Origin of the sequence: Aquimarina amphilecti (assembly GCF_900109375.1) — a bacterium.
Lineage (GTDB): Bacteria > Bacteroidota > Bacteroidia > Flavobacteriales > Flavobacteriaceae > Aquimarina > Aquimarina amphilecti.
Genome location: NZ_FOAB01000001.1, coordinates 552,409 through 564,878 on the forward strand (window position 1 = coordinate 552,409; position 12,470 = coordinate 564,878).

Below are 12,470 nucleotides of genomic sequence, written 5' to 3' on the forward strand. Positions count from 1 at the left end.
CTCGATAAATCAATTATATATATATATTGTCAGTTACAATTTATGGACAATTTGGATTGCAAGGTGGGTCAATTGGATTTCCATCTCCACTAGTATATGGTCTACGCACAGTTCTGCCATCTGCCCATTTTCTAGGATCTGGATTTACTACCCAAATACGTAATCCATTACTAGCGAATTGACTTCGTTCATATGCGGATGATAAACGTAATGTAATGACTTGTTGTCCTTGAGCATTTGTTGTTAGAGTGCGGTTAGAACCTCTATAAGTTCCTATAATAGTGGAACCAGTGGTAGTTCTAATATCTACATAAGAATTGTTATCGAAATTGGAGCCCTTAATCCAAATACAATAATTATCATCACAACCAGCTCCTGCACCAATTAACCTTGGAGTTCCGTTTCGTTTTACGATAGCACCATTATAACCTCCTGGGAATAAATTGGTAAATGGACAATTATCATTGTATATATATTCCTCAACAAAGTATCCGTTCGGAATACCATCTACAGAACATATAAAAAGATATTCTGGATTACTTTTATTATTAATTTCATTCTCTAAAAGCTCCTGTTCTTCCATTAAAGAATTATCTTCTTTCTCACAACTTTGAATCCCTATTAATAGAAATAGTACTGTTATTATTCTTAAATAATTTTTCATGTCTTTAACCTGTTTTTTAAAATGATTTATGATTTGCCGGCCAGCTTATATTGGTAAAACTAGAGGTAAATCATTGATTATGAAAAAGAACAAAAGTCAGTTTTATAAAATTGATGTTGTTTGTAAATAGTATAGCGGTCAGGGTTTCTCTATTAATAAAAAAGCGATTTCTATTATTTAAGAAATCGCTTTTTAAATTTGGATGTTTTATTAAAACTATTATTTTTTTATTATAGTCCCAAAATATCTAATATCTCCGGTACTTTTATGTATAAATAAAGAATAATGGTAATTGCCAGAAGGTATTTTATTCTCATCCAGATAAGAAATTTCAAGATGATTTGCTTGCGCTGGAAATATATACCCTTTTTGATAAACTATATTACCTTTATTATCATAAATTTGAATAGAAACAGTACTAGTGTAAGTTGAGTTTAAATAAAACCCAAAAGTAACTTTATCTCTAAACGGGTTTGGGTATACCTTTATATTATTTGAGTTTACTTCGATAGATGGAATTTCATACGTGATTCTATTATTGCTATCACCATCACTATATTCTAGAATATCTTTATCCTCATCTACAATAATGTTGATTTTACGTCCCACAATATTGTCATATGTGTTGGAATTGATAAATAATAGAGAATTTGTACTTTCATTGCCTTCAAGTGGCCTAATATTTGTTTTGCCTAGTAAAATCGACTTTTCATTTTCTGTATAGTAATATCTAACTTCTGTAGATTCGTTGATATCATAATTTCTTGAATTTAATATTTGACTTTTTATATAGTATCCATTCATTATATATTGATTGAAAGGATTAATAACTTCTGCATGAGTAATTATGTAATCACCAAGCTCATCATATTTATAAATGGAAAAAGGAACATTAACCTTATCAACTAAATCAATATAGTTCTCTGTTAGTTTTACATGAAATAGATAATCACCTGAATTTACATAATATCTATCAAGATATATCGATCGACTATCTAATAAAACCCTTTCTTCTCCAATTTGATTAGATATTGCCCTAGTATCAAGATCGGGTCTGGTAGGTGGAATAATTATTGGATTAAGAGTTGTATTGATAAAATTAGGAGATACAGAAAGGTGTATTTCTTTTTGCCCAGGTGGTCGGTAAAAACTGGAAGGATAAATGCCAAATAGGTTAACAATTATTTCCCCATCATATCTATGAAGTTTTAGTTCTTCTAAATCATCTTGGTTGATGAGTATTTTTCCTGATTTTATATCTATATCTATATTTAAAACTATTTCTCTGAAATCAAAATGACTTTGCGCAAAAGAATATGTTGAATAAATGATCAAAAAAAATACAATAGGTATTAGAGTTTTACAGTTCATTTTTATCTCTTTAATTGGTTTGTTGTAAAAATAAAGTTTGGATATGTAGAACTAATAATATTAAAGTCTTATAAACATCAATTTTATAAAATTGATCGAATTTCGTCCCCAATTTAAGATTTTATTCCCTTCTTTTTGTTGGTGTTAGTAATCTCTGTACATACTTTTTTGATATAATAGGAGTGACTTAATCCTGTTTGTCTTTTAAAAGCAGATGCGAAAGTGTTTACACTTCCATATCCTAATTCGGTAGCAATCGCTTTAATAGTGTACGACCTAAATTTAGTGTCATTATTTAATCGATTTCTAAAGTATTTAATCCTTAGTTCGTTTATGTATTCATTGAATGATTGTTTCTTATATTCATTGATTGTTTTGGATAAATAGGTTGTGTTCGTATCAATGTTCTTTGCTGTATTGTATAGATTACAATCTATATTTAAATAAAACTCTGTCTTTTCTAATGCAGATAATTTTTGTAATAAATTTTCTATTTTTTTATCGGTGATAAATTCGTTTTTGGAGGCCGAAGTAATATTTTTTTTTGGAATAAATTCTTGTGTTCTTTCTTTTTGTAATTCTTCGTAAAGGAGCTTATTTTTTCGTTTGGTTTTGATATTGTAGGCTAATGTTAGGATAGCTAGGGTGAGTGCAAGAAGAAAACTAATTATATAAATAGTGTTTTTTGAGATTAGATCTTGGTTTTGTTCTTCTAAATTTTTTATATCGTGATCGTATAATTTTTCTTGAGCACTGTTTTCATTCTGATATAAAGATTCAATGATTTTATTGTATTCATTGCTATACTTAAATTGAAGATCCGGATCATTGAGTTTTTCGCCACATTTCTTTGCCAAATCAGAGGCCTCTTTTATTTTTTCAATTTCTAGATTTTCTTTAAGGTGTTCAAAATTTTCTAGTAGTAACTCCCTTGTCTCTACATATTTTTCTTGTGCAAAAAAACAGGTTGCTATATGTAGATTCGCTGTAAAAAGATCAGGGTCATTTTTTTTCTTTTCTTTTAATATATCCGATTTAGCAATTGTTAAATAAGAAAGTGCCTTCTCATACTTTTTCTTTCCTATGTATGCTTCTCCAATATTAAGGTTAAAGCCAATAATATATGCTTTTAGATCATGTTCTTCGGCATATTGTAGACCTCTATAATCATAGTTTAGCGCCTCATCATAATTACCCATTTTATAATAACAGACTCCAATGCCTTGAATAGCAGATAAGTATTTAGCATTATAACGAGCATCAAGTTTATGTGTTGGTTTTTGAAGTAATTCTAATCCCTTTTGTAAAGACGCTAAGGCCTTTTCATTTTGATTTAATCGTATTCTTATTTGACCAATACTGATTAAAGTATCAATTTCATATTGAGTAAGATTATATTTTTTAATAATCTTTTCTATTAATAAATATTGTTTCAGTGCATTTTTACGATCTCTTTTATCCTGATACGCGGCTCCAGTAATAAATAATCCACGAACTATATAATCTTCATTATCTAGTTTTTTACCAAATTCTGCCGTATTAGTGCCATATTCTATTGCTGAGTCATATTCTTTATTTTTATATGTTACATATGCTAGATAGTAGTTGGCCCAAAATTGAATCGTATCATTTTTTTCTTTAACACCTCTTTCTAAGTATTTTTTATAACCTAATTCTGCCTGATCTAAATCTTTATTCAAAAATTGAACTAGATATGATTCTACGCTATCCCTATTTTTCCCATTTAGAATAAATTCAGTATCATTTTCGGAAATGTTATTATCCTGAAAAGCAAATCCATTGTGAGAAATTAATAAGAGTATAAAGACTATAGGTGTGATAATAACTCTCATAAATTAAAAGATAATATACCTAAAAAGGAGTTAAGACGTATTAAATTAATACTTTACAGTAATTGAATAAATTCCAATTACTGTAAAGTAACTAAAATAAATATTATAGTGATAATAGATATTACTTACTATCAGACTTGTATCACTCCAAGATTAAAAGGTTTTTCGATAGGAGCGTGGTCAGCAGCTTCAATACCCATAGAAATCCATTTTCTAGTATCTAATGGATTAATAATTCCGTCTGTCCAGATTCTTGCTGCAGCATAATACGGAGAAATTTGCTTGTCATAACGAGCTTTGATTTTATCAAATAAAGCTTTTTCGTCTTCTTTAGATAGTTCTTCACCTTTCTTTTTCAGTGAAGCAGTTTCGATTTGTAGCAATACTTTGGCAGCTTGTGCACCACCCATAACTGCAAGTTCTGCGCTTGGCCAAGCACAAATTAATCTAGGATCATATGCTTTACCGCACATAGCATAATTACCTGCCCCATAAGAATTACCAATTACTACAGTAAATTTTGGCACTACACTATTACTAACAGCGTTTACCATTTTAGCACCATCTTTTATAATTCCACCATGTTCACTTTTACTTCCTACCATAAACCCTGTAACATCTTGTAAAAAAACTAAAGGAATTTTCTTTTGATTACAATTGGCAATAAATCGGGTAGCTTTGTCTGCAGAATCAGAATAAATAACACCTCCGAACTGCATTTCTCCTTTTTTGTTTTTTACAATTTTACGTTGATTAGCAACAATTCCTACAGCCCATCCATCAATACGAGCATATCCTGTAATTATAGTTTGTCCATAGCCAGATTTGTACTCTTCAAAATCAGAATCATCAACTAATCTATGGATGATTTCCATCATATCATACTGCTCGTTTCTAGCCTTAGGTAATATTCCATAGATATCCTTCGGATCTTTTTTTGGTTTAATTGATTTAACTCTGTTGTATCCAGCTTTGTCAAAATCTCCTATTTTAGATACTATATTTTTAATGGTATTAAGAGCATCTTTATCATCTTTGGATTTATAATCCGTTACACCAGAAATTTCACAATGTGTTGTGGCTCCACCTAATGTTTCATTATCGATACTTTCTCCAATAGCCGCTTTTACTAGGTAGCTACCTGCTAAGAAAATACTTCCAGTTTTATCTACAATTAACGCTTCATCACTCATGATAGGTAAGTATGCACCTCCTGCAACACAGCTTCCCATTACTGCGGAGATCTGCGTAATTCCCATACTACTCATTACTGCATTGTTTCTAAATATTCTTCCGAAATGTTCTTTATCAGGAAAAATCTCATCCTGCATCGGAAGGTAAACTCCAGCACTATCTACCAGATAGATAATAGGTAATTTATTTTCTATAGCTATTTCTTGTGCTCTTAAGTTTTTTTTACCAGTAATAGGAAACCAAGCACCAGCTTTTACAGTAGCATCATTAGCCACTACAATACATTGCTTACCACTTATATGTCCTATTTTAATTACAACTCCGCCACTTGGGCATCCGCCATGTTCCTCATACATTTCATCTCCCGCAAAAGCGCCAATTTCTATAGCTTTAGTGTCATCGTCTAATAAATATTCGATTCTTTCTCTAGCAGTCATTTTACCTTTGGCATGTAACTTTTCAATTCTCTTTTCTCCACCGCCTAATTTTACTTTGGCTAGTTTTTGACGTAATGCAGAGACCAAGAGTTTATTATGATCTTCGTTCTTATTGAAGTTTATATCCATTTGTGTGTATTGTTTGCACGAAAATACAAAAAACAACTAGTTTTTAAATTATTAAAATTCATACCGAACACTTCAATACGTTTTATAGAGAAATGTTTAATAAATGTTAATCTATTTTATGTAAAACCTAAATTCTATAACATTTCTATAACAGTTTGCTAACTTTTGATTATCAGATATTTAACACTATAAGGCTAGTTTTATAGATACATTAAATCCAACTATAAAAATTTACTAATCTATAATCAAATGCTACTATGAAATTATTGAAACTAAATTCGATTTTATATCTATTATCTTTTGCCATTTTTATTACAAGTTGTAATGTAGATGATGATCTTAACTCAGAAATAGAGCTTAATCCTGTTACCATTACTGGTGAACTAAAAACAGGAACCTTTTTGTATGATAATGAAGGTCCACATGATTATAATCCAAATGGAAAAAGACAGGATGGGTTTATAGAAACTTATGAATCTGGTTCTAAATCAAGCTATGCGGGAGCAAGTGTTACTTTATCATCAGGTGATTGGTATTTAAGTGATGCTTTATTGGGTGGTTTATCTAATGACCGAAAATATGGATCTAAATCTGTGAGAATTCGAAATACAGGGTATGCAATTATGTCTTTTAATATGGATAATGGTGCTGAAACAGTTAGAATTCGTCATGCTAAATATGGTAATGATGGTACATCCACTTGGAGGTTGATAGCTTCTTATGATGATGGAGTTTCCTGGTATTATGTTGGTTCTACTGTGACTACAAACTCTACAACATTAAATACTGTTTCTTTTGAAGTAAATGAATCAGGTAGTGTACGATATGGAATTCAAAAAATTTCTGGAGGATCCAATAGAGTTAATATCGATAATGTAGAAGTAGTGACAAGTTCCACTGGTGGAGGTAATGCTGGAATAGATAGTAATATTACCTTTGGTAATCCTTCAGATGCAAATACAAATTCTACTAATTATTATCTTTCTAAACCTGATTTTTCTTTATCATATAATAACAATACAGGAACCGCTAATTGGGTAAGTTGGCATTTAAGTAGCGCTTGGACGGGAAATACTCCAAGATGTAATTGTTTTAAAAGGGATAATGATTTGCCAAGTAGTTTTTTTAGAGCAACATCTAGTGATTACACGAATTCTGGATTCGACAGAGGTCATTTATGTCCATCAGCAGATCGTAATGGATCAGAAGATTCTAATGAAAACACATACTATATGACTAATATTGCTCCGCAAGCTCCGGATAATAATCAAAGAAGTTGGGCAAATTTTGAAAATTATTTAAGATCACTAACATTAGAGGGTAATGAGGTTCATATTATTGCCGGTGTTGCTGGAAGCGGAGGAACAGGAAGAAATGGTTTTGCTTCTTCAATTGATGGAGGTAATATTACGGTTCCCGATTCATTCTGGAAAGTTGCTTTGATTTTACCTAATGGTAGCGATGATATTAATAGAGTAACAACTTCTACAAGAGTTATTGCGATTAATATTCCTAATGATCAAGGAATAAGTACGGATTGGACTCAGTTTAGAACATCTGTTAATTCTATTGAAAGTTTAACGGGATATGATCTTTTCGAGAATATTACTAATTCTGTAGAGTCTGTTATAGAATCTGTTGTTGATAATGGACCATCAAATTAAATAGAACAAAGAATTACACATAAAAAGGGATCTGAAATTATAGGTCCCTTTTTTTATAAAATCATTTTTATAACTACTTGTTTAACAATTAATAAAGTGATTTTACTATTGAAGATAACCTTAAAATGTTATTTTTTGACTATAAAATACCGATATTTGTATGCTGTTTTTGATTTTAAATCAAAACTGCATAACTAAATAACTTACTATTTATGGGAATGAATAAAAATACGGTATTAGCTTGGGCTACATTTATAATGATTATAGTGGGATTAGGCCTTATAGCCATGGGAGCATTTAGATATAGAGATGTTTCTGGATGGGGATTTGCAGCCGTTGGAATTGGTTTTCTCGCTAATGCGTGGGTTTTTAATGCTTTAAAAGGTAGAGTATAATTATCCAAATCTTGTTTGGATTACTAAAAATATTATTAAAATAATTTATAGGGCTTATGTCAGATGATAAAAAAATTATCTTTTCTATGTCTGGAGTTACAAAAACGTATAAAAGCGCAAATACTCCAGTTCTAAAAAATATATATTTAAGTTTTTTCTATGGTGCAAAAATCGGTATTCTTGGTCTTAATGGATCTGGTAAATCGACGTTACTAAAGATAATTGCCGGAGTTGACAAAAATTATCAAGGAGATGTTGTGTTTTCTTCTGATTATTCTGTTGGATACTTAGAGCAAGAGCCGCAGCTAGATCCTGAAAAAACGGTTTTAGAAGTTGTTAAAGAAGGTGCAGCCGAAATGGTTGCTGTTCTTGATGAATATAACAAGATTAATGACATGTTTGGCTTGGAAGAAGTCTATAGTGATGCTGATAAAATGCAAAAGCTAATGGACAAGCAAGCGCTATTACAGGATAAAATAGATGCTGGTAATGGATGGGAGTTAGATACGAAACTTGAAATTGCGATGGATGCGTTACGAACTCCTGATTCTGATAAAAAGATTGGAGTTTTATCGGGTGGGGAAAAAAGAAGGGTAGCACTTTGTCGTTTATTACTTAAAGAACCTGATGTCTTATTGTTAGATGAACCAACAAACCACTTGGATGCAGAATCTGTACATTGGTTAGAACATCATTTGGCTCAATATAAAGGTACTGTAATCGCAGTTACTCACGATAGATATTTCTTAGATAATGTAGCTGGTTGGATTTTGGAACTGGATAGAGGAGAAGGTATACCTTGGAAAGGGAATTATTCTTCTTGGTTAGATCAAAAATCTAAAAGATTAGCACAAGAAAGTAAATCAGCTTCTAAACGTCAAAAAACTTTAGAACGAGAGTTAGAATGGGTACGTCAAGGTGCAAAAGGAAGGCAGACAAAGCAAAAAGCTCGTTTAAAGAACTATGATAAATTAATGAGTCAAGATCAGAAACAACTTGATGAGAAATTAGAAATATATATACCTAATGGCCCTCGATTGGGAACTAATGTAATCGAAGCTTCGGGGATTAGTAAAGCATATGGAGATAAGCTTTTGTATGAAGACCTAAATTTTAAACTTCCTCAAGCTGGAATTGTAGGGATTATAGGTCCTAATGGTGCTGGAAAAACTACTATCTTTAGAATGATTATGGGTGAAGAAACTCCTGATAAAGGAAGTTTTTCTGTAGGTGAAACTGCCAAATTAGCATATGTAGATCAATCACATTCTAATATAGATCCTGATAAATCTATTTGGCAGAATTTTAGTGATGAGCAGGATTTGGTTATGATGGGTGGCAAGGAAGTTAATTCTAGAGCATATTTAAGTAGATTCAACTTTGGAGGAAGTGAACAAAACAAAAAAGTATCTACACTATCTGGAGGTGAAAGAAATAGATTACACTTAGCCATGACATTAAAAGAAGAAGGTAATGTATTACTTTTAGATGAACCTACTAATGACCTTGATGTCAATACATTAAGAGCTTTGGAAGAGGGTTTAGAAAATTTTGCTGGATGTGCTGTAGTGATTTCTCACGACCGTTGGTTTTTAGATAGAATTTGTACACATATACTAGCTTTTGAAGGAGACTCTCAGGTTTATTTTTTCGAAGGAAGTTTTTCTGATTATGAAGAAAATAAGAAGAAACGTCTAGGAGGTGATCTAATGCCTAAACGAATTAAGTACAAAAAATTAGTACGTTAATTTATAGTTCGCTCAATCAAAATTAAAATATGAATCTAACCTTTAAGGTATGTGCTTTTCTATTATTTTCAATAGGGGTATAGGCACAATCTGAATTTCCACATGTATTAGTTTTTAAAGACGGTACAGAAATAAGAGGGAAAGTAGTTATATGGGATCGTAGTAAAGTGATTTTTAGGAAAGCCGATACTAATCAAAAAGAAGATTATAAGTATAAAACGCTTAAATCGATACTTGAGTTTGATACAGGTAAAGAGTATGAAGGACTATTTGTGTTACGGCAATTAAAAGGTACTGATAAAACGTTGCGATTAAAAAAAGCTATTTCTGGAAAAGTAGAGTGCTTTTATATTCCAAGAGAAACATCTTCGGCAGCTTTTGGATCTGATGCTGTCGTTGTTACATTTGTTTATTATTTAGCTAGAGAAGGTGATGACAATCAGGTTATAAAAATTAGATCAGGACCTAAATTTAAAAAAACTGAAAAATTATTGATAGAATATTTTAATGATTGTCCGGATTTAATCTCCAAAATAAAAGAAGGATATTTTGATGGTGAAATAGAAGCACTAGAACCAATAGTAAATTATTATAATACAAAATGTTAAGTAATATAAAGGTAATTGCATTTGATGCTGATGATACATTATGGGTAAATGAGACTTTTTTCAGAAAAGCTGAAGGAGATTTTTGTAAACTTGTGTCGGAGTATCTTCCTGAAGAAGAGGCAAATAAATTACTTTTTGAGGTGGAAATGCAAAATCTCGATTTATATGGGTATGGGATAAAACCATTTACACTTTCTTTAATAGAAGCCGCATTGAGGATAACAAATGGAAATTTAGAGGCTAAACTCATAGAGGCTCTAATTGATAATGGAAAACAGATGTTACAGGAACCAGTGGAATTATTGGATGGAATTGAAGAAACTCTTCAGTATTTGTCTAAAAAATATCGTTTGGTTATGGCTACTAAAGGTGATTTGTTAGATCAAGAGCGTAAATTGATTAAATCTGGTTTAGAAAAATATTTCCATCATATTGAAATCGTTTCTAATAAAACTGAGAAACAATACAAAAAACTGGTAGATCATTTAGATATTGATGAGTCTGAATTTTTGATGGTTGGTAATTCTTTGAAATCAGATATTATTCCAGTTTTAAATATTGGAGCTCATGCATTTCATATTCCATTTCATACAACTTGGGCTCATGAGGTTCACAACGGAACTATTGATAACCCAAATTTTAAGAGTTTAACTAACTCTAAAGAATTGCTACAATTTTTATAATGAATAAGAAAGCACTGGATCTTACCACTTGGAACAGAAAAGAACATTATGAGTTCTTTGGTGCTTTTGATGAACCTTTTTTTGGAATCGTATCTACGGTTGATTTTACAAAAGGATATCAGAAAATTCGAGAAAATGGATATTCCTATTTTCTTTATTATTTACATAAAGCAGTAAAAGCTGCTAATAATATAGAACCATTTCGATATCGTATTGAAGATGATATGGTATATGTTTATGATCAGGTTCATGCTTCAGCTACTATAGGTAGAGAAGATCACACTTTCGGTTTCTCATTTATGAAGTTTAATAAAAATTTCAATGAGTTTGAAAAGAATGCTTTAAAGGAAATAGAAGCTGTTAAAAATACTACAGGATTGAGGCATAATGAGAATGCAAAAAGGAAGGATAGTTTGCATATTTCATCAATTCCTTGGTATAATTTTACTAGTATTTCTCATGCCAGACATTTTCATTATAAAGATAGCGTTCCGAAAATTTCTTTTGGGAAATACACTAAAAAAGGTGAGGAAATGCAACTTCCAATATCCATTCATGTGCATCATGGGTTAATGGATGGATATCATGTAGGTTTATATCTTGAAGAATTTCAAAGATTATTGAATGAGGACTTGTAAGTAATATATTTTGTTAAATAATATATTAGCGCGTCTTGATTTGAAAGTTTTTTTTTGATTATTTTTCGCCGTATTAAATGACCCTTATGAAAAAACTGATTTTGTGTTCCTGTTTGTTTTTATTTTCTTTTGTTACGAATGCGCAGGATTATACTGATATCGTGCGGTTAAATATATCTAGAACTAACCTTGAAGATAAAGAAAGAACTTTTGATACGGATATTACAAATGTGAATTTCGAAATTATATATCCCAAAATTCTAAATGATAATTTGATATTGTTAACAGGATTAACGGCGGAGCATACCAACTTAGATATTTCTCAGTTAACTCCTGATCAGAATTTAATTATGACTCGTTTAAACGCAGGAGTTAAGATCAAACATTCTGAAAAATGGTCTGGTACTTACGTGGCGCTTCCTAAATTAGCATCGGACTTTGATAATTTAGGGGCTAAAGATTTTCAAATCGGTGGAATAGCGCTTTTAGATTTTCAATATAATAATAACGTAAGGGCGAAATTTGGAGTATACTCTTCATCAGAAAATTTTGGTACAATTATAACTCCGCTTTTGGGGTTTTTCTATAGATCAGTCAATAAGAAATTTCATTTGGATGCTGTTCTTCCAATTCGTTTAGAAGCAAATTACATGTTATGGAATCATTTTAGCTTAGGATTGGATCTTAGGACTTCTGTGAAATCTTATAATTTAGTTAATCAAGACATAGATTTTTATGTACAAGAGGAATCCGTAAGAGCATCTATTTATGGTTCTTATGGGTTGTTTGAAAATTCTTTCTTAATAAGAGCAAAGATAGGTTTAGATACCACAGATTATGGTGTTTATGCTTCGGGTGATAAATCAGGTGTTCAGCTGTTGACATTTACTCTTAATGATGATAATAGGATACGATTGAATAATGAATTTGACAGTAATCTATTTTTAGGGTTGGATTTCATTTATAGGTTTGATATTTCGTCTAAAAAATAATATTGCGTATATATTTTGTTTGTTATTAATGGGGTTTATAATTTGCTTTTAGGTAATTTTTATAAGAATTTACTTCATTGATTCCTTAATTGTG

11 protein-coding genes are annotated in these 12,470 nt (G+C 30.9%); 7 read left to right on the forward strand and 4 right to left on the reverse strand.

Translation table 11 applies throughout. The features are described 5' to 3' along the window. Positions 1-40 precede the first annotated feature (40 nt). From BMY33_RS02425 to BMY33_RS02440, 4 genes are all read right to left on the reverse strand, one after another. Positions 41-664 carry a hypothetical protein gene (locus BMY33_RS02425; protein WP_091405058.1) on the reverse strand — a complete coding sequence of 208 codons (624 nt, stop codon included), beginning with the start codon at positions 662-664 and terminating at the stop codon, positions 41-43. A gap of 219 nt (positions 665-883) precedes the next feature. After that, on the reverse strand, positions 884-2,035 hold the full coding sequence (locus BMY33_RS02430) for a hypothetical protein (protein ID WP_091405061.1): 1,152 nt from the start codon (positions 2,033-2,035) through the stop codon (positions 884-886). Positions 2,036-2,148: 113 nt separating this feature from the next. Then, positions 2,149-3,888: a helix-turn-helix domain-containing protein gene (locus BMY33_RS02435; RefSeq protein ID WP_091405063.1), complete on the reverse strand. Its 1,740-nt coding sequence runs from the start codon at positions 3,886-3,888 to the stop codon at positions 2,149-2,151. A gap of 131 nt (positions 3,889-4,019) precedes the next feature. Further along, positions 4,020-5,648 carry an acyl-CoA carboxylase subunit beta gene (locus tag BMY33_RS02440; RefSeq protein ID WP_091405066.1) on the reverse strand — a complete coding sequence of 543 codons (1,629 nt, stop codon included), beginning with the start codon at positions 5,646-5,648 and terminating at the stop codon, positions 4,020-4,022. Positions 5,649-5,905: 257 nt separating this feature from the next. Here BMY33_RS02440 and BMY33_RS02445 point away from each other — a divergent pair, with 257 nt between their 5' ends. The 7 genes from BMY33_RS02445 (at position 5,906) to BMY33_RS02475 (ending at position 12,376) form a co-directional block, all read left to right on the forward strand. Then, positions 5,906-7,312 (forward strand): DNA/RNA non-specific endonuclease, encoded by a 1,407-nt coding sequence (locus BMY33_RS02445; RefSeq protein ID WP_091405068.1) that lies wholly within the window; start codon positions 5,906-5,908, stop codon positions 7,310-7,312. 212 nt (positions 7,313-7,524) lie between these two features. Beyond that, complete coding sequence (locus BMY33_RS02450) at positions 7,525-7,707, forward strand: CAL67264 family membrane protein (RefSeq protein WP_091405070.1); 183 nt, start codon at positions 7,525-7,527, stop codon at positions 7,705-7,707. A 56-nt stretch (positions 7,708-7,763) separates the two neighbouring features. Continuing rightward, entirely contained in the window at positions 7,764-9,455 is a 1,692-nt protein-coding gene (gene ettA / locus BMY33_RS02455; RefSeq protein ID WP_091405072.1) for an energy-dependent translational throttle protein EttA, read from the forward strand. Between the two features lie 167 nt (positions 9,456-9,622). Then, positions 9,623-10,063: a hypothetical protein gene (locus BMY33_RS02460; RefSeq protein WP_091405073.1), complete on the forward strand. Its 441-nt coding sequence runs from the start codon at positions 9,623-9,625 to the stop codon at positions 10,061-10,063. Continuing rightward, positions 10,057-10,746 (forward strand): HAD family hydrolase, encoded by a 690-nt coding sequence (locus BMY33_RS02465; protein WP_091405076.1) that lies wholly within the window; start codon positions 10,057-10,059, stop codon positions 10,744-10,746. Before BMY33_RS02460 ends, BMY33_RS02465 begins: the two co-directional genes overlap by 7 nt. Continuing rightward, a complete protein-coding gene (locus BMY33_RS02470) occupies positions 10,746-11,384 on the forward strand; it encodes a chloramphenicol acetyltransferase (RefSeq protein ID WP_091405079.1) in 639 nt (212 codons plus the stop codon). Before BMY33_RS02465 ends, BMY33_RS02470 begins: the two co-directional genes overlap by 1 nt. Positions 11,385-11,470: 86 nt before the next feature. Next, positions 11,471-12,376 (forward strand): DUF6268 family outer membrane beta-barrel protein, encoded by a 906-nt coding sequence (locus BMY33_RS02475; protein WP_091405081.1) that lies wholly within the window; start codon positions 11,471-11,473, stop codon positions 12,374-12,376. The last annotated feature ends 94 nt before the right edge of the window (positions 12,377-12,470 follow it).